The sequence below is a fragment of the Caldicoprobacter algeriensis genome, assembly GCF_023838525.1.
GTDB classification, from domain to species: Bacteria; Bacillota; Clostridia; order Caldicoprobacterales; family Caldicoprobacteraceae; genus Caldicoprobacter; species Caldicoprobacter algeriensis.
Map to the genome: position 1 here is coordinate 25816 of NZ_JAHUQD010000007.1, position 17720 is coordinate 43535.

The window sequence follows — 17720 nt, forward strand, 5'->3', positions numbered from 1 at the left end:
GCTCCATAATTTTATCATATGGTGGTTGGTAGTTCGCGTGGGGCTGTTTGGAGGAAATGAACAAAATCATTTTTAATTAAAGATGGGGGGTAAATAACGTGAAGCTGGGGGTCAGTTCCTACAGCTACAGCCGCTGTAAGTTAAATTCGCTAGAGGTGCTAAAAAAAGCGAAGGAGATGGGGTTTGAGGCGGTAGAGTTTGCCGGCTTATCTGCTCCACCAGAGGGCGAGACTTTGCTTACATATGCCGCAAGGGTAAAAGAAGAGGCTGAAAAGCTCGGTATCAAAATTATAAACTATGCCGTGTCTGCCGATTTTATTAACGGTTCAAACGGTGACCTGAACAAGGAGATAGAAAGGGTAAAGGAAGAGGTCAAGGTTGCAAAGGCTCTAGGAGTGCCATGCATGCGCCATGATGCCACCTGGGGATTCCCAAAAGAATACCGTGGTGCCAGAGGATTTGACGATGCTTTGCCTAGGTTGGCAGAGGGATGCCGGGCGGTCACTGAGTTTGCCCAGGAGCTTGGGATTAAGACTACGGTGGAAAACCACGGATTTTTCTGCCAGGACAGCGATCGAGTTGAGAAGTTGATAAATGCCGTAAATCATCCTAACTTTGGAGTGCTATTGGATATCGGGAATTTCCTATGTGCAGATGAGGATCCGGTAAAGGCAGTTGGAAGGTTGCTTCCTTACGTCTTTCACGTACATGTGAAGGACTTCCATGTAAAGTCAGGCATGCTTCCAAATCCAGGGAAAGGATGGTTTAAATCCAGAGGTGGCAATTATCTTCGCGGTGCCATCATAGGGCATGGGGATGTGCCGGTTGTTCAGTGCTTGAATCTATTGAAAAGTGCAGGGTATAATGGATTTTTGTCCATTGAATTTGAGGGTATTGAAGATCCCATTACCGGCATTGCAATAGGAGCAGAAAATCTAAAGCGTTATGTTGAAGATATAATGAGAGCATAAATGATTGTAAAAGTAAGCCTGATGGGTAACAGTTCCTTACTTCCCTGAATATATTGTAGTAAAATAGTAACGCAAAAGGGGAGGTAATGGAACGATGGAATACCCTATGGGCTATTATGCTTTGCAGCAATGTCCTCCTGGTACTATGCCTTATACCATCAGGCCGGGAGATACTTTCTTTTCTCTTGCGAGAAGGTTTAATACAACGGTAGCCGCAATTATTTCTGCCAATCCGGGGGTTGACCCTAATCGTTTGCAGATTGGCCAGAGAATATGCATACCTATGCAGCCGCAATTTCCGCCCTGTCCCGAAGGGAATTTCTACACCATTAGGCCGGGAGATACTTTGTTTGCGATTTCACGTCGTTTTAATGTTTCTGTTGATGATCTCATTGAAGCTAACCCGGGTATTGATCCTCAGAATTTGAGGGTAGGGCAGGTTATCTGCATACCGTTGGCTGTTCCCTCGCCAGTATGTCCACCGGGAACGTTTGTGTATACCATCAGGGCTGGAGACACGTTTTTCTCTCTTGCAAGAAGATTCAATACCACTGTTGAGGCTTTGATTGCAGCCAATCCGGGTGTAGATCCAGAAGGTCTGCTGATTGGTCAGAGGATATGCATACCGACCGCTGTATCACCTGTATGCCCGGCTGGTACTACGCCATATATAATAAGAGCGGGTGATACCTTCTTCAGTCTTGCAAGGAGGTTTAACACTACTGTAGAAGCCATCATAGCAGCCAACCCTGGTGTAGACCCCAACAGGCTACAGATAGGCCAGAGGATATGTATACCAATAGCTGCGCCGTCCGGATGCCCTGCCGGTACTATGCCGTATATAATAAGGGCAGGTGATACCTTCTTCAGTCTTGCCAGGAGGTTCAACACCACCGTTGAGGCTATCATAGCAGCCAATCCGGGTGTGGACCCCAACAGGCTACAGATAGGTCAAAGGATTTGCATACCAACATAGAAGGTTTAAGCTTAGAAGAGGGCTAGCATTGTCCATGTTAGCCCTTTTTGTATTAATGTAATGTGTATTTAAATTAAGGATGAATTTGCGGGATGGATTATGGTAAAATAACCTTGAGACCAAAGGTTCTGGTGAGATGACCATAAAATATCAGGTATTTAATAATACTTAGATAATACTAGGATAGGGTGAACTGTTAGATGATGAAACAAAAAAATATACCAGTTAAAGAAAACCAGGAATATGAAATGAATGTTGACGACATAAGCGTCGATGGAGAGGGCATAGGACGCATAGATGGATTTACCATGTTTGTAGAAGGCGCACTGCCTGGTGAGAGAGTCAGGATCAGAGCTGTGAAAGTAGGCAGGAACTATGGATATGGTGAGCTATTGAAGATAATCATTCCCTCTCCAGATAGGATGCTTCCACCATGCCCTTATGCAAAAAGATGCGGTGGGTGTTCTCTTCAGCACCTTTCATACAATCGCCAGCTTGAGTTTAAGACCCGCAGGGTGCGTGATGCTTTAGAGCGCATAGGGAAAATTACATGCCTAAAAATACACGACACTATCGGCATGCAGCAACCCTGGAGATACCGCAATAAGGCCCAGTTTCCTGTAGGAATGACTGGCGGTTCACTATCTATTGGTTTCTTTGTACCTAGAAGCCATGATATTGTTGATATAGATAGGTGCATCATTAATCATCAAGTCAACGATAGGGTTATCGAGATTACAAGAGAATTCATAGAAAAGTATAATGTCCCTGTATATGATGAGCATGCTCATCAGGGAATTATCCGTCATGTTGTAACTAAGGTGGGATTTAAAACTGGACAGCTTATGGTGGTCATTGTAACAAATGGGAGATACCTGCCCTACAAGGACAAGCTGGTTGAGCTTTTAAGGAACAATATACCAGGTATAACCGGCATTGTACAGAACATAAATTCAAAAAAGACCAATGTAATATTGGGCGATGAGAATATTACTCTGTGGGGACAAGGATATATAGTTGACATATTGGCCGGGTTAACCTTTAAGATATCGCCGCTTTCATTTTTTCAGGTAAATCCGGCACAAACAGAGATTTTGTACAGCAAAGCACTGGAATACGCCGGTTTAACGGGTAGGGAAACTGTTATAGACCTGTACAGCGGAATAGGGACCATTTCGCTCTTTCTGGCGCGCAATGCTGCAAAGGTATATGGTATAGAGGAAGTGTCCCAGGCGGTACAGGATGCATGGGAAAATGCCAGAATAAACGGTATTGCAAACGTTGAGTTTATAACCGGAAAATCTGAAGAAGTCATCCCGAAGCTGGTGGATTCTGGTTTGCGTGCCGATGTAGTGGTGCTCGACCCACCCAGAAAAGGATGTGAGGATGAGGTGCTGGAGGCTTTAGTGCGTATGGCACCACGGAGGATTGTGTATGTTTCATGCAATCCAGCAACCCTTGCAAGGGATTTGAAGCTTTTAACTGAGCAGGAATATAAGGTGATTGAGGTGCAGCCGGTGGACATGTTCCCGCATACGACGCATGTGGAATGTGTAGCGTTGGTTACAAGGACGAAATATGATATACTTAAATCAGCGTAAAAAAATGGTGGTGGTATATTGGGTAGTAAAAAGATTCTTTGGTTTTTCTTAGGAGCAGCTTGTTTTATAATTTCACAGCCGATGTTGAGATTGCCGATCATATGAGTCCTATTGCAAGTTATCATAAAAAAGTTGAAACGGGCATGATAAAGCCAGGTATTATTGTTTTTCCTGCGATGTTTGACGTGGGTAATGGGAGGACTTAATAAATGCTCACAAATCCTGAGTTATTTGACTTTTTTGCCCAAAGTTTATAACAACTGGTACGATTTATTGGAGAGGTAAAATGAGCTGTCCATTACCAAGTCAACTCCCCAACGCCTAAAGAAGCGGGGGCTCGTAAAAAGCCTTGGTTGACTAGCCTCAGTTGCCAGTACAAAGCTGACAGAGTTTCGTGAGGTAGACTATGATACTCTGGAGTGTTGCTCCTCAAGCTCCAGGTTCTGTCGTACAGGTTTAAACAGTCCTGGAGGATAGGGACAACAGTGGCTTGTGCATGACAAGCCTATTTAATGTTGGTGATGAGCACCTTAACTCTGATAGGAGGTTTATAAAATGGAACAGCAGAAAAACAATAAATATCAAATGCTAATGTTTATAATAAATGCGATTATAGGTTTGGTAGTTATAATAGGTTTAGTAGTAATAAGACTAAAAAAAGAAAAAGCAGCAGATACATATGTAAGGAATATCATTGAAATAAATAATGAACTTGATCTGATGGTTAACGATATTGAATATACGTTTGGCGATAGATAAAGAAATGAAAGCGATATTTATAAAGAAAATATAATCATATATGGATGAGTGGTCTATCATTGCAGATAAAATAGAAAAAATAGAGCCTCCATCAAGGTTAACAAATTATCATTTACTAACGATACAAAAGACCAAACTAGTTTATGATGTATTAAAAAGTGCACATGAAGTGGCACTTTCTTACAGGTCAGAAACATTAGAATATTTAAATAACCACGAAGATACAATCCTTCAATTTAGAAAGTTGAGAGAAAAGCAAACTCAAGAACTAGAAAAGTTAGCTAGACGTAACTAGTATGAACATATGTTACATAACGTATAAAAATCCCCAAACGAAATAGAATTAGTGAATATGAAACTATTTGGGGGAAAAAAGTTAAAAAGAAAAGCTGTAATATAAAGAGACGGGCTGGCAAATTGCTGAAGATTCCTGGTTTTCTGAACGCTATAATTGTCCGCGTTTCACAACACCCGATGAAAAAGGTAAAGTAGTTCTGGATTATTGTTTCTATTTAAAAGATGAATAACCGTTGATAGGATAGTTTTATTGAAGTTATATAAGGTTTTAGATGGTGTCATAGAAACAATAATATTTGTGGAATACAAAATAACCCTCACAAGCCCCCATACGAAGAATGAACCAACAGATAACAAGCCTCCGTATACATTCCGGAGGCTTGTTGCTGGTTTTTTATGAGCAGTAATTCTTAATTACCCTAAACGGACGCATCATGTCATGGTCTTCATGTTCCAGAATGTGGCAGTGCCATACATAGTCACCCGTATAGCCATCAAATTTTGCGATAATCCTTGTGACTTGCCCAGGCGTAACCCTTACGGTATCCTTCCAGCCTCTTTCATTCGGGTCAGGGGGAATAGGGTCTCCCGTGTATTTGATTTCGCCTGTGCTTCTGTAGTGCTGTACATCAAACGGCCTGCGGTCCAAAATTTGAAACTGCACCAGATGCACATGGATGGGGTGAGGGAAAGCTATCAGGTTCAAAAAATTCCATATCTCAATGCTGCCCAATTCCGGCATCTGGGCAACAGGATCATGCCAGGTTTTCCCATCAAGCTGAAACGATGGACGACCATATCTGTCTGGTACCGCATCAAGAGTCAGATTTCTAACTTTCGTAGCCATATTTTCATTTAGTCGCTCGATAGGATACAGTGTTTCGGGTATTGTGCTGATGTCTTCATCTTTAAGCGGAAGCACTACCCTAAACTGCATGACATTTCTTGTATTTTCATCTGTATCATCATTTGTCAATATAATATATTCACCCTTCGAACCCGAAAAGTCAATAATGATATCTGCCCTCTCCGCAGGCATAATTGTCAATGCATCGAGCTCTACAGGACTTTCTAAAAGCCCTCCGTCGGTTCCTATTTGATAGAATTTCTGGCCATTTGATAGCCTTAGCGTATATGTCCGGGAATTCGACCCGTTCAAAATCCTGAAACGGTACTTCCTCGGCTCTACATTGAGGTAAGGCCATACCTTGCCGTTGACAAGAATTGTATTTCCAAAGAATATCGGCACCACTGATGGAAAGACTCCCGGCACTGGTTGAGGCGGTTCAGCGGGATAAAACAGGGAACCGTCTTTATTAAATGACCTGTCCTGAATCAGCAGAGGGATTTCATACTCGCCTGATGGCAAATTGAGCATCGGTTCCAGGTGATCGCGTATAATATAAAAACCTGCAAGGCCTGAATATACGTTCAACCTGGTTATTCCCAGTGCATGGTCATGATACCATAATGTTGCAGCCTGCTGGTGATTGGTATACTTGTATACTTCAGTGGAAAAATGTGGGCCCGTCTCTTTAAAGCCTTGTGTGAACCAGGCCTCCGGATGTCCATCGCTGTCAGGCGAGACCCGTGCGCCGTGAAGATGTACAACTGTTCGTACTTCGGGTGTATCAATAGCCCCATGCAAGGTACGGTCTACCGGTAATAAATGCTTTTTTGGCAGGCAGTTAATCCATTTGACCATGACGGTACGATCCTTTAGTGTTTCAATAGTAGGACCGGGATATGTGCCGTTATATCCCCATACTGTAGTTTCAGGAAAACATTTATGCAGCTTTTGTTTTACTTGCAACATTTTCACTTCATAGTATGCTCCATCTTTTAGTCTTTTTGTAGGCTGCAGTACATCGGGAATCGGCAGTTCGTCAACAAACTTCGGAATTGAATTCGGGTCTGATGGATCAACTTTATATTCGTAATATTCGTTATCATTCAAATCATATGACATATAGAATATCACCTCTTTTATTTCTCTCGTTATATATTATGTAGATGACGCCTCGAAGGTGCAATAATCGCTCAAAACATCGCGATTAACGTGCCGATATGCAATACGGCAGAAGTTTGCGGAAACCCCAGGCAGTCAGCGATCATTTAGCAATGGAGACTACAAAATATATATATTGAATCAGTATTGCAAAATTTTATTAGATGTGATAGATATACTACCAAGAATGGGTGGGTAGTTTGCATTTACAAAATTTATGCACCCCTTTTGTTGCTTATTTCACATCTATGCGGCATATTATTTGTAGGAGATATAGAAATATTAAGCATTCACATTCATCACAGAAAAAACTTAGAATACTCTCGAAAAGTAGCTGAGCAACATAGGCACAACGATTGATTTTGTAGAGCAACCTTGCAGAATAATTATGGGGTGAAGTCCCAAGACCGAACCTGCAAACAAGCTAAAATAACGCTCTCAGACTTTTCGAGAGCGTACAATATAAAAAATGGAGGGATTTGCTTATGCGTTGGGAGTATTTGGTACCAAAGGATTTCAAAAAAGCTGTAAAGGAGACTGGACTTTGCATTGTTCCAACAGGGTCTTTGGAACGGCATGGGGAACACCTGCCTTTTGGATGTGACATGATTATCAGCCATACAATAGCATGCAAGGCTGCAGAGATAGAACCCGCCGTCGTATTTCCACCATACTTCATGATGCAGGTGCATGAAGCTGCCTGTTTTACGGGCACGGTCAATTTCCCTCAGGCTTTTGCTATTGAAGCATTCGGCCTACTTCTAAAGTCTATCGCATCCAACGGGTTTAAGAAAATCCTTGTTGTAAATGGCCATGGCGGCAACGCCCATATGCTTGATTACTTTGCCATGAGTCGCCTGGATGAGCCCACAGATTATATTCTTTACTATACCAATATTGGTGAGGGGCTTACCAGCGAGGAACGTGCTAGAATAAACAGCTTATGGGAAACTGATATTCTCGGCCATGCTTGTGAAATGGAGACTTCTCTTTTTATGGCCTGTTGCCCGGGCAAGGTAAAGCTTGAATACGTCCCACGAAAAACGGTAAAACCATTGAGGCGTTTCAAACATTTGTGGGAGCATGGCGTACATAATGCCCTTTGGTGGTATGCAGACTATCCGGAAAACGTGGTAGGCAATGCCAGCTATGCCAGTGAAGAAAAGGGAAGGGTGGTATTGGACATTTATGTTGCAGCGCTGGCCCGTGCAATAAAGGCGGTCAAGGATGATAAAGAAGCTCCACGGCTTCAGGCTGAGTTTATCCAGCGGGTGAGAAATAAGGGGGCAGAGGAGTAATTTAATCTGGTGTCCGATTGTTTAAAAATTATTAGCTGCTGCTTACTCTCAGCATCGCTCTGTCTTCATCGAACTTCCTGTGGGCAGCCTGTTCAAACATACCCACCAATTCATTCACGGTGAGCGATGTTTTATCCGAGTCCTTTATATCCAGTATAATCTGCCCTTTGTCCATCATTATAAGTCGGTTACCCATTTTAATGGCATGCTCCATGTTATGTGTGATCATGAGCGTGGTTATACCTTTATGGAGAACGATTTTTTCGGTCAGGTTGTTTATCAGGCGGGCAGTGGACGGATCCAATGCAGCAGTATGCTCATCCAAAAGAAGCAGTTTGGGCTTGACCATGGTGGCAATAATTAAGGTTAGGGCCTGTCGCTGTCCTCCTGAAAGCAATTTTACCTTATAATTCAAACGGTTTTCTAAACCCAAGCCGGTTTCGGCCAATTTCTGCCTGAATTCTTCCCTGAGTTTATTGTTAAGGCCCCATTTGAGCGTGCGGCGCGCATTTCGACAGTAGGCAATGGCCAGATTCTCCTCTATCGTCATGGACGGAGCAGTACCCTTCATGGGGTCCTGGAAAACTCTACCGATAAACCTGGCTCTTTCATGTTCGGGTACCCTGGTAATATCCCTGCCATCCAGCAATATGGTTCCCCTATCAGCTGGGTATACGCCTGCTATGACGTTCAAAAGGGTGGATTTTCCTGCGCCGTTGCTGCCGATTATAGAAATAAAATCGCCTTCATCAACTTTGAGGTTAATATCGCGCAGCACTATATTCTCGTTAACAGTACCTGCGTTGAAGATTTTAGTTATCCCTTTAAGTTCTAGCATGGTGACCTCCTTCCCGTTGAAACCCATACGAAGCAAAACACCAAAGCTCCAGCGTCAACTGGAAGCAGTCGACGAGGTACTTCGGAGCAAATTCCTGATCTTTGGTGTGCTGAGGGCTATTATCACCAGTACTGTGGTGAGCAGCTTTAAATCGGTGGCTGCAAAGCCTAGTCTCAATGCAATGCCAATGCTCAATCTGTAGATAAAAGATCCCATCAAGGTCGCAAAAGTCGCCATACAAATGCTTCTTTCTCCTAGCATCATCTCACCTATGATTACCGAAGCCAAACCGGCAACAATGGTGCCTATACCCATCCCTATATCGGCAAACCCCTGATACTGTGCTACAAGTGCACCTGACAGCGCTACCAACCCATTTGATAGGGATAAGCCCAGTATTTTCATAGTATCGGTGTTTATTCCGTTGGCTCGAGCCATTTCCGGGTTATCACCCGTTGCCCTCAACGCAAAACCGATTTGGGTCTTCAAAAAGCAATCCAGTAAAACCTTTATCAAAAATGCAGCAATTACAAACAAGGTTATAAACACCCATTTGTACGGCACTCCCCATTCTTCGATATACGTAAATATGGTCTTGGCGTTCAGGAGCGTGACATTTGCTCGGCCCATGATGCGCAGGTTTATGGAATAAAGCGCTGTCATGGTCAGTATGCTGGCGAGAAGGCCGGTTATTTTTCCACGTGTGTTGAGGAAGCCTGTAATGCAGCCAGCAGCTATGCCAGCTGCTGTAGCCAAACACAGCGCTAAAAAGGGGTTGCCGCCATTAAAAATCATGATGGAAGCCACCGCTGCGCCAAGCGGAAAGCTCCCATCTACTGTTAAATCAGGGAAGTCAAGTACTTTAAACGTAATATAGACTCCCAGCGCCATTATGCCAAAAACCAGCCCTTGTTCAAGGGACGTAATAATCAAGCCAAACAACCACATCACCTCAAAGCCTTATTTTATAACTTCGTCGGCCTTTTCAAGTATTTCTTTGGGTATAGTGAGCCCTATGGTTTCGGCCGCTTTTTGGTTGATTATGAGAGTCACATTTTTGGCCCCTTCTATCGGTATATCCTGGGGCTTTTTACCTTTTATAATTTCCACAGCTATGCGTCCGGTCTGTTTCCCCAGCTCCTTGTAGTCAATACCTTTGGTGGCCACAGCTCCGGCCTCCACCTGTCCTCTCTCAGACCCAATTACTGGCACTTTGTGCTCATTTGCCACCTTTATAACCGCCCCTATAGAGGAGACTATGGTATTGTCGGTGGGGACGTAAATGGCATCCACTCTTCCCATCAAAGACTGAGTGGCTTGGCTCACTTCATTGCTGTTGCTCACCGTGGCTTCTATTATATTTAAGTCATACTCTTTTGCTGCCTGCTTTGCTATGTCTACTTGGACTTTAGAATTTATTTCACCCGAATTGTATAGTATGCCCACGTTTTTGGCATCGGGAACCAGGTCTTTCACTAATTTTATCTGTTCAGCTACAGGGTTCATGTCAGTTGTACCAGTTACGTTCCTGCCCGGTTTTTCAAGACTTTCAGCCAGGCCAGCTGACACCGGATCAGTCACTGCCGTAATCAATATGGGTATATCCTTGGTTACGTTGGCCGCCGCTTGAGCTGCCGGAGTAGCTATGGCAAGTATCATATCCACTTTTTCATCAACGAATTTACGGGCTATGGTCTGCGCATTGGTTATGTCATTTTGCGCGTTCTGAAAATCGATCTTAATGTTTTTACCATCCTCATAGCCGGCTTCCTTGAGTGCTTCAATAAAGCCTTCACGGGCGCTATCCAGTGCTGGGTGCTCCACCAGCTGTGATATGCCTATTTTAATTACCTTGTTTGAAGATGCTGTTTGGCTGCATGCAATAAAAGTAGTTGATAAGAGTGCTGTTGATAAAATAAGGATAAATACTTTTTTTAACATAAAAAAATTCCCCCTTTTTTTATTGACGGAGGGAAATAGACAGCTTATGCTTTTCCCTACCGTACTACCATGCTACTTGCTAATTATAATAGCATATCAACATTGCAAAATCAAGAAAGCGATCTAGCGTTTTTATTTGTTTGTATAGTAACGTTTTGTATAACGCAAGCATAAAATAACAACACAGCATGAGAATTTATTTGAGGAGAGATAAACAATGCTTCCAAATAAGGATTTCGTTCGTCAATCGCTGGATATACATCTTTTTTTTGCGAGAATCATGAAGGAGCACTCATTTTTTCTTCAAGTAGGATTTACACCCAGAGATAGTGATTTTATCCATGAAGCAGATGGATTTAGGAGGGCTTTTGATAAGCTTTTAGGGGAAACCATCTCGCTTTCCAATGGCGTTGTCAGTCTCGAGGTGCTCAAATCGGGAGAAGTAATAACGCAATATACGCTTGAAGCTGAAATGGCTTCTTCATATTTAACAGGGGTTCGGATACCAACTGAATTAACTGAAGCGGAAGCAGGATTGTCAGGCGGGGGTTTTACAGGAGCCAATCCGATACTTGAACAGAGAGTGTTTATGCTTAACCAAAAGGCAATGAATTTAATTGCTGCACTAATACAGTTTAAAACTGCTATTTTATCCAATGTTTTATCATGTAAAATGTTTACGGTTAACTACCCTTTGCTAATTGAGCACATTTTAAGGGAAGCAAAACTCTATTTACGAATGATTCAAAGAATTCAAAACCGAGAGAGCATCAATATCGAGAAGGAAGCCCTTGAGCAGGAGCTATTCTGGAACAGAATTATGGCTGAGCATGCAAAATTCATCCGGGGGTTGCTTGATCCTACGGAAGAGGAATTATTCAAGAAGGCCAATGATTTTGGAAATGAATTTGATCAATTGACGAAAGAAGCCAAGGCTGCAATGGAAAAGACGATACCACCGGCAAAGGTTACGGAGGAAAGCCTCAGAGCAACGCAGGCAATTCGGGATTTCAAGGCGCAGGGGACCCGGGGATTGCTTGAATGCAAGATCAGGTCCATAATTATACCGTTACTGGCCGATCATACGTTGCGCGAAGCAAATCACTATTTACGGCTATTAAAATATTTCAAGGGTAAAAAGGTAACTGACACAGCTTTCGGTTAAAATGGCCTAATTATTATTTTGTGACAGAGCTTATTTTTTATGGTGCCGAGAGAGCACCAACGCAAAATTCTTCAGTTAGGGTATCTGTATGGACAGCGAAATAAAGAAGGTTACGTTTGTGTACAGGCAGCAGCAATATGGCAGGATTCCCAAAAGATGTCCACCGGCCTTTCTGGGGTGGTATACCGTTTCATCAACGGGAGTATCCAGTAAAGTTATTTTAGAAGGCGTTATTCAAAATGGAAGCTGCTACCCATAAAAACTTGTTACCGATATATTGCAGGGACAGGGAGATAAAATCCCTGCCCCTGCTTATTGTTGTCCTTACAATGGTGCTGACAGACTATTTATCTTTAGTAAAGCAATGTCAGGATTCGATCCTGGTTAAAGCATAGCATGAGAAATGGGTGGTTCCTCGAATTGAAGATATTTAAAATAGAAGTAGACAAATTCTCTGCTAAAAGTTATAATACCAGCGTGATGCAGGATCGATAAAACTTCTTGTGTATATTTTTAAATTCGGAGATTCGAGGATGAAGTTTATTGAAAGGAATGATGCTGCTTTGAAAAAAGGAACGCAAAATGTAATATGGCGGCCCAAAGCTTTGTTAATGCTCGTTTTGTTTATTGCTTTAGTTATAGTTAAGATATCCGGGGAGATTCCTGCTGAAAAAGATGCTGTAACAGATGTAACGAACCATATGACGGTACACTTTATCGATGTGGGACAGGCCGACAGCATTTTGATTACAATGGAGGATTCGGCTATGCTGATAGATGCTGGCAACAACGAGGACAGCCAGTTGGTGGTCGATTATATAAAGGCACGAGGGATAACGACTTTGGACTACATTATTGCCACTCATCCACACGAGGACCACATAGGCGGGATGGATGCCGTCATAAACGTTTTTGAGGTAAAAAACATAATAATGCCCAAAGTGGAGAGCAATACCAGGACATTTGAAGAAGTGCTGAAGGCCATATCTAATAAGGGTTTGAAGATTACTCCTCCAGTACCCGGCACTGTATATCCACTTGGAAAAGCCGAATTTGTCATACTTGCTCCCAACAGCGACCGTTATGATGATACCAACAACTATTCTGTTGTTGTAAAGCTGAGGTACGGCGATACGTCGTTCTTGTTCACTGGAGATGCGGGATTTGAATCTGAGAACGAAATGATTGAGAAAGGGTATGATTTACAGTCGGATGTGCTTAAAGTTGGGCATCACGGCAGCGCCTATTCAACCTCGAGAAAGTTTTTGGGAGCTGTGCGGCCACAAATAGCCGTGATATCGGTCGGAAAGGGCAATGAGTACGGTCATCCAGCGCCCGAAACCATCCAGAAGCTTAGGCAGGCAAATGCAGAGATATACAGGACCGATGAACAGGGGACTATAGTTATAACCAGCAATGGGAAGACAATAAAGGTATTTGCCGATAAAAACTAAATGTCAGGAGGATGTTCAATGAAAAAGGTTATCGTAGACAGGTTTGAGGGGGATTTTGCCGTTTGCGAGGATGAAAACAGGAAGATGATCAACATAGAAAGGTCAAGGTTGCCCGAGGGGGTGGAAGAAGGTACCGTCCTGGTGCTTAAAGTAAGCGGTGAGGACATCGAGATTGAGATAGACCACGATGAAACCCGTGCCAGAAAGACGAAGATAAAGGAGATGATGGACTCACTGTTCAGCTGAGTCTGTCAAGGTGGTTTTATTCTTTTTGATCAGGGATAAAACCAGCAGGATAAGAGGGATGAATATTTGAAAGGGTATCGAATAATAAGGCCACACCTTTTCAGCCCAGTTGAACATCTCAAATATGTTTTCGTATATCCATATTGAAAGTACCACACAAAATGTCAATAACGATGTGGTAAACTTCCTGTAATCGTCTGCTCCGATGATGTTAGCCAACATGGTTGAGGCCGCGTACAGGCATATGGCTATCTTTATTCCGCCTCCTATCAGCAGGTTTACGTCGAGTAGCGGTTCTAGATTTATCCCCGGGATGAGCACCGATGTTATGTGTGGTACAAAGGTTGCCTGATATATGAAATGGCTCCCCAGAGCGGTTATATCCCTGAAGAAGATGAACAGAAACAACCCAGTGACTGACAGCGCTGAGAGGGCAGATACCCTTCTTAAATTCTTTCTTTTGTTTAGATGGGGAAATATCATTAAAAAGGAAATTGTCTCACCGAATGGAAAGGTTAAAAATGCGTAAGCTGCCTTTATTACGGGTTGTATGCCATTTTCCAATACCGGTAAAAATGCGGTAAAATCGTGGATGGTTACGAGACTTATGCTTATAAGAACTGCTATGACTGGTATAACCGGAACAAGCAGCTCGCTTACCCTGCCTACCACCTCTATTCCGCTGTTTACAGCATATACAATAACTATGGCGAAAATGGTGATGATTACTTCTAAGGGGGTATAAAGGTATGTAGTTGTGGTTATGAAAGAGCCGAAATTTCTAAACACCAGGGAGGCCAGGTGTGTAAAATACCATACATAGAGCAGGGCGAGTAGATTGCCTAGTACTTTGCCCAGTCGGCTTCTTAAAATCTCCACAAAGTTTTTAGAGGGGTTTAGCAGAGCAATTGTGGCATACACCCATAAAAGCAGTGTACCGCCTATTCCCCCGATAATTATAGCCAACCAGCCATCGTTTTTTGCATTTATTATCGGATTGATGATGAGCGTACTTCCAAACAGAAAACCCGTCATAAGCATAAATAGCTGCAAGCTGGATATTCTGGCCTTTTCCATTACTTTATCACTCCCATCGTCTCTAGAATTTCCTGTATCCACTCGGCAGGGCTGCTGGGCCTTTTACCTATGGATATTAAGAATCCCAGGACAAGGCTCAACACCACGATAAAAGCATAGGCGGCAATTACCCGGGCCGATTCCTTTTCTCTTATAAACTTCCGCACATCATATATGCTTAAAACTATAAAAATTGCTAAAATCAACATCATATTGTTATTCATCTTTTGTCATGGGACTTTTGATAAGTCCCGAACGCCTTATCCTTGACTTTATGACTATCTCAGTAGGCAGACTGCTGAATATATCGTTCCACTGGTCCATTGTCTGTTTCCAGTATTGAGGATGGTATTTATGCACAATTTTGCCAAATCCAAATATATCGCTGGAGTATTCTTTCTGCGCTTTTCTGAGAGCCATAGCGATTTCTTTTTTGACTTCTTCACTTAAAGTCATCTGTAGTGTGTGCATATCCGTGGGAGCGTCCAGTACTTTCTTTCCGGTGTATTCCGCTATATTGCCTTCTAGGTCGACGTAAATGGATAGCCTGTATGGCCGGCCGTTTTTAAATTTGACGTCCATTTTTCCTCTGGAATTCAGTACCCGTATGGACATCTTGCCGTTGGCCATCGGTATTGTAATAATCGTATTTTTTACCCTGTCCGTGACAAATAAAAACCCCCTTGTCTCGTACTGGTTTAGCCATCCTACCAGCTTTCCATCCTTGAAAACGGCTGTACCTTCCGTGTTGACGGTTTTTTCATTTTCCTTTGTTATCTGGCCGATGGTAATCTGCCTACATTTGTTTTCGATATCTTTAAAAAGTTCTACCAGCATAGTGCGCTTTACCTTTGCCCTCAATTCCGTATTTTCTATCGTGCCTTTTATATACATCGCCGGGATGACGTCCATCTCTGGCTGTATCTTTAAAATGTCTTTGGGGCTGCAGCCTCTTGCTACTAGCACATCCGCCAAGTATTCCACCTGATAATCCCTATGAAGGAAGTCCAGTGCTTCATTGACGCCTTCTCTGCAAAGCTTTTCTCCAAGGATGATTACCTGGACCGTGCTTAGGAACAGCCTCTTGTCCACCATCGCTTTCATACTTATCAAGGCATCTGAAATGGTTTCACCTTTATAGGATTCAACAAATACTGGTTTTGTCTGCGCCATTCCCACTTTCCCTTGGCTGGAAGATGTTGATTGCAAAGCAGCCGGTTCTATAACCTGCACCGTTACGATTATCTTTCCATCTTCGGATTTGTCTATTCCCAGTGCGGTTACTAAGTTGATGTCGATCAAATCCACGTTGTCCCAGCATCCTGTCAAAAGTGCTGGCAAAATCAGCAGTATTATTATCTTAATCTTCACTTATCTCATCTACCTCCTGGCGCTTTATACCTACTGTATCTTTTGTATTCTCCGGAAATAATATCTTGGGCCGAGTCAGCATTGCCCATATGGGTACCACTCCGAGAGAATCCTTAATGTCAGAAGCTGTAAGCGGTGAAAAGGGTGCCATATAGGGTATGCCGAATGAGCGCAGCCTGCACAAGTGTATGAAAACAGCCACGGCTACAAAGGAGATGCCAAGGAATCCCAAAAAATTGGCAGCTACCAGGAAGGCAAACCTCAGCAGCATGGTGGCCCTGATAAGCGGCGGCACTACAAAACTGCATATTGCCGTTATGGCCACCACGATAACCATGAGGTTGCTAGCTATTCCCGCAGCAACCGATGCCTCGCCCAGTACAATGGCTCCCACTATGCTGAGTGCCTGCCCTATTGTTCTGGGCATGCGCACACCGGCTTCGCGCAAAAGCTCAAATGCCGTTATCATCAATACGGCCTCCACAAATGGAGAAAAGGGTATTCCCTGGCGTGAGGCGGCTAAAGTGATCATAAGCTTTATGGGTATTACGGTATGGTGAAAGCTCACCAGCGCCACGTACATCGCTGGCAGCAGGTTGGATATAATGAGGGCAAAAGACCTTAGTAGCCGCATGAAAGATGCAAAGAAGGCATGGTCGTAATAGTCGTCCGATGTCTGGATGGATTCTATGAAAATATAGGGGACTGTTATTATGTAGGGTGTACCGTCGCACAGTATTGCCACCCTACCTTCAAGCAGTTTTGCCACTAGTTTGTCACATTTTTCGGTATTGCCCACTATGGGGAAAAGGGTTAAACGATTGTCGGTGATATACTGTTCTATATACCCTGTATCAAGAATAGCGTCGGTTTTGATTTTTTTAAGCCTTTTTCGGACTTCCTTGACGATTTCTTCATTTGCGATTCCCTTGATGTAGCATATGCAGACATCGGTCTTGGTCTGAACGCCCAACTGGATTATTTCAAACTTGAGGTTTGGGCTTTTAATCCTTTTTCTGATAAGCATCATATTGGTGGCGAGATTTTCAACAAAGCCTTCTCGTGGGCCTCTTATGGAAATCTCAGTATCGGGTTCATCGATCTGCCTGCCTTGCATGGTTTTAACGTTAACAGCAAGTGCGTCCTTGACTCCATCCACAAAAAGTACCGCATCTCCTGATACAATTTTGTACACTGCCTGCTGCATGCTTTGAATCTCTTCGAAATCGCTGCTGCTTACCACGCATTCTTTTATACGTTGATATACTAGTTTTGGTTCATCATGCGCTTGTTTGCTGGACAAATAATCGATTACGGGACGGATTATATCCCGATTAAGTATGTTTTTATCAACAAGGCCGTCAATGTATGAGACCAATATCCGTATACATTCATCCTCTCCACAAACCATCTGCCGTTGAATAAAATCATCGCATCCAGAAAAAATCTCATCAAGCCTCTTTTTTACCTTTTCAATATTTTTTGGCAGGGGTTCATCTATGCCCGTATATATCGTATCAATGTTGATTTGTTGTTTTCCCAGTCTCAAATGCCTTTTTATTTTTCTAAACATATCCTCACCACCCATTTTGTAGTATAACCGCAAGTAGGAAATACATGCACGAAATTACAGGAGCAAAAATTTGTTGATTTTTGTAATAACATAAAGTAAAATTATCCAAGAGTTCCTTAAAATCAACGAATTGTGCTCATCAAGA

General features: G+C 42.9%; 18 protein-coding genes. 10 read left to right on the forward strand and 8 right to left on the reverse strand.

Annotation, left to right across the window (positions count from 1 at the left end):
- Positions 1-98: 98 nt before the first annotated feature.
- From KVG29_RS05760 to KVG29_RS05780, 5 genes are all read left to right on the forward strand, one after another.
- Complete coding sequence (locus tag KVG29_RS05760; protein WP_252227290.1) at positions 99-971, forward strand: sugar phosphate isomerase/epimerase family protein; 873 nt, start codon at positions 99-101, stop codon at positions 969-971.
- Positions 972-1065: 94 nt separating this feature from the next.
- Entirely contained in the window at positions 1066-1947 is an 882-nt protein-coding gene (locus tag KVG29_RS05765) for a LysM peptidoglycan-binding domain-containing protein (protein WP_252227291.1), read from the forward strand.
- 200 nt (positions 1948-2147) lie between these two features.
- Positions 2148-3548, forward strand: coding sequence for a 23S rRNA (uracil(1939)-C(5))-methyltransferase RlmD (gene rlmD, locus KVG29_RS05770; protein ID WP_252227292.1), 1401 nt, complete (start codon positions 2148-2150; stop codon positions 3546-3548).
- 555 nt (positions 3549-4103) lie between these two features.
- Positions 4104-4307: a hypothetical protein gene (locus KVG29_RS05775; RefSeq protein ID WP_252227293.1), complete on the forward strand. Its 204-nt coding sequence runs from the start codon at positions 4104-4106 to the stop codon at positions 4305-4307.
- Positions 4308-4347: 40 nt separating this feature from the next.
- Positions 4348-4602, forward strand: coding sequence for a hypothetical protein (locus KVG29_RS05780; RefSeq protein WP_252227294.1), 255 nt, complete (start codon positions 4348-4350; stop codon positions 4600-4602).
- A gap of 396 nt (positions 4603-4998) precedes the next feature.
- Here KVG29_RS05780 and KVG29_RS05785 read toward each other — a convergent pair whose 3' ends face one another.
- Positions 4999-6573 (reverse strand): multicopper oxidase family protein, encoded by a 1575-nt coding sequence (locus KVG29_RS05785; protein WP_252227295.1) that lies wholly within the window; start codon positions 6571-6573, stop codon positions 4999-5001.
- Positions 6574-7097: 524 nt separating this feature from the next.
- Between KVG29_RS05785 and KVG29_RS05790 the strand changes: the two genes are divergently transcribed.
- Entirely contained in the window at positions 7098-7910 is an 813-nt protein-coding gene (locus tag KVG29_RS05790) for a creatininase family protein (protein WP_252227296.1), read from the forward strand.
- Between the two features lie 31 nt (positions 7911-7941).
- On the opposite strand, the gene KVG29_RS05795 is transcribed toward KVG29_RS05790, so the two are convergent.
- The 3 genes from KVG29_RS05795 to KVG29_RS05805 are packed head-to-tail and all read right to left on the reverse strand — an operon-like array spanning position 7942 to position 10689.
- On the reverse strand, positions 7942-8748 hold the full coding sequence (locus KVG29_RS05795; RefSeq protein WP_252227297.1) for an ABC transporter ATP-binding protein: 807 nt from the start codon (positions 8746-8748) through the stop codon (positions 7942-7944).
- 54 nt (positions 8749-8802) lie between these two features.
- The gene (locus tag KVG29_RS05800; RefSeq protein ID WP_252227376.1) at positions 8803-9696 is read right to left on the reverse strand and encodes an ABC transporter permease; all 894 of its coding nucleotides are present in this window, start codon (positions 9694-9696) and stop codon (positions 8803-8805) included.
- 12 nt (positions 9697-9708) lie between these two features.
- On the reverse strand, positions 9709-10689 hold the full coding sequence (locus KVG29_RS05805; RefSeq protein ID WP_252227298.1) for an ABC transporter substrate-binding protein: 981 nt from the start codon (positions 10687-10689) through the stop codon (positions 9709-9711).
- Between the two features lie 217 nt (positions 10690-10906).
- Between KVG29_RS05805 and KVG29_RS05810 the strand changes: the two genes are divergently transcribed.
- From KVG29_RS05810 to KVG29_RS05825, 4 genes are all read left to right on the forward strand, one after another.
- A complete protein-coding gene (locus KVG29_RS05810; protein WP_252227299.1) occupies positions 10907-11854 on the forward strand; it encodes a DUF2935 domain-containing protein in 948 nt (315 codons plus the stop codon).
- An 88-nt stretch (positions 11855-11942) separates the two neighbouring features.
- Positions 11943-12113, forward strand: a complete 171-nt coding sequence (locus KVG29_RS05815; protein ID WP_252227300.1) for a hypothetical protein — start codon at positions 11943-11945, stop codon at positions 12111-12113.
- 274 nt (positions 12114-12387) lie between these two features.
- Positions 12388-13308, forward strand: a complete 921-nt coding sequence (locus KVG29_RS05820; RefSeq protein WP_252227301.1) for a ComEC/Rec2 family competence protein — start codon at positions 12388-12390, stop codon at positions 13306-13308.
- A gap of 18 nt (positions 13309-13326) precedes the next feature.
- Positions 13327-13554 (forward strand): DUF3006 domain-containing protein, encoded by a 228-nt coding sequence (locus KVG29_RS05825; RefSeq protein ID WP_252227302.1) that lies wholly within the window; start codon positions 13327-13329, stop codon positions 13552-13554.
- Here KVG29_RS05825 and KVG29_RS05830 read toward each other — a convergent pair.
- From KVG29_RS05830 to KVG29_RS05845, 4 genes are read right to left on the reverse strand one after another with little or no spacing between them, the layout of a single operon-like run.
- On the reverse strand, positions 13540-14631 hold the full coding sequence (locus KVG29_RS05830; RefSeq protein ID WP_252227303.1) for a GerAB/ArcD/ProY family transporter: 1092 nt from the start codon (positions 14629-14631) through the stop codon (positions 13540-13542). The genes KVG29_RS05825 and KVG29_RS05830 overlap by 15 nt on opposite strands.
- On the reverse strand, positions 14631-14843 hold the full coding sequence (locus KVG29_RS05835) for a hypothetical protein (protein ID WP_252227304.1): 213 nt from the start codon (positions 14841-14843) through the stop codon (positions 14631-14633). Before KVG29_RS05835 ends, KVG29_RS05830 begins: the two co-directional genes overlap by 1 nt.
- Positions 14844-14847: 4 nt before the next feature.
- Positions 14848-16002, reverse strand: a complete 1155-nt coding sequence (locus tag KVG29_RS05840; protein ID WP_252227305.1) for a Ger(x)C family spore germination protein — start codon at positions 16000-16002, stop codon at positions 14848-14850.
- The gene (locus tag KVG29_RS05845; RefSeq protein WP_252227306.1) at positions 15992-17575 is read right to left on the reverse strand and encodes a spore germination protein; all 1584 of its coding nucleotides are present in this window, start codon (positions 17573-17575) and stop codon (positions 15992-15994) included. The genes KVG29_RS05840 and KVG29_RS05845 overlap by 11 nt, the downstream gene beginning before the upstream one ends.
- Positions 17576-17720 lie beyond the last annotated feature (145 nt).

Bases quoted from the DNA above. Each gene is read 5' to 3' on its own strand.
- KVG29_RS05765 (WP_252227291.1), top strand. From the start codon at position 1,066: ATGGAATACCCTATGGGCTATTATGCTTTGCAGCAATGTCCTCCTGGT.
- KVG29_RS05805 (WP_252227298.1), bottom strand. From the start codon at position 10,689: ATGTTAAAAAAAGTATTTATCCTTATTTTATCAACAGCACTCTTATCA.
- KVG29_RS05795 (WP_252227297.1), bottom strand. From the start codon at position 8,748: ATGCTAGAACTTAAAGGGATAACTAAAATCTTCAACGCAGGTACTGTT.
- rlmD (WP_252227292.1), top strand. From the start codon at position 2,148: ATGATGAAACAAAAAAATATACCAGTTAAAGAAAACCAGGAATATGAA.
- KVG29_RS05780 (WP_252227294.1), top strand. From the start codon at position 4,348: ATGGATGAGTGGTCTATCATTGCAGATAAAATAGAAAAAATAGAGCCT.
- KVG29_RS05815 (WP_252227300.1), top strand. From the start codon at position 11,943: ATGGACAGCGAAATAAAGAAGGTTACGTTTGTGTACAGGCAGCAGCAA.
- KVG29_RS05790 (WP_252227296.1), top strand. From the start codon at position 7,098: ATGCGTTGGGAGTATTTGGTACCAAAGGATTTCAAAAAAGCTGTAAAG.
- KVG29_RS05835 (WP_252227304.1), bottom strand. From the start codon at position 14,843: ATGATGTTGATTTTAGCAATTTTTATAGTTTTAAGCATATATGATGTG.
- KVG29_RS05825 (WP_252227302.1), top strand. From the start codon at position 13,327: ATGAAAAAGGTTATCGTAGACAGGTTTGAGGGGGATTTTGCCGTTTGC.
- KVG29_RS05775 (WP_252227293.1), top strand. From the start codon at position 4,104: ATGGAACAGCAGAAAAACAATAAATATCAAATGCTAATGTTTATAATA.
- KVG29_RS05810 (WP_252227299.1), top strand. From the start codon at position 10,907: ATGCTTCCAAATAAGGATTTCGTTCGTCAATCGCTGGATATACATCTT.
- KVG29_RS05830 (WP_252227303.1), bottom strand. From the start codon at position 14,631: ATGGAAAAGGCCAGAATATCCAGCTTGCAGCTATTTATGCTTATGACG.
- KVG29_RS05845 (WP_252227306.1), bottom strand. From the start codon at position 17,575: ATGTTTAGAAAAATAAAAAGGCATTTGAGACTGGGAAAACAACAAATC.
- KVG29_RS05820 (WP_252227301.1), top strand. From the start codon at position 12,388: ATGAAGTTTATTGAAAGGAATGATGCTGCTTTGAAAAAAGGAACGCAA.
- KVG29_RS05785 (WP_252227295.1), bottom strand. From the start codon at position 6,573: ATGTCATATGATTTGAATGATAACGAATATTACGAATATAAAGTTGAT.
- KVG29_RS05800 (WP_252227376.1), bottom strand. From the start codon at position 9,696: ATGTGGTTGTTTGGCTTGATTATTACGTCCCTTGAACAAGGGCTGGTT.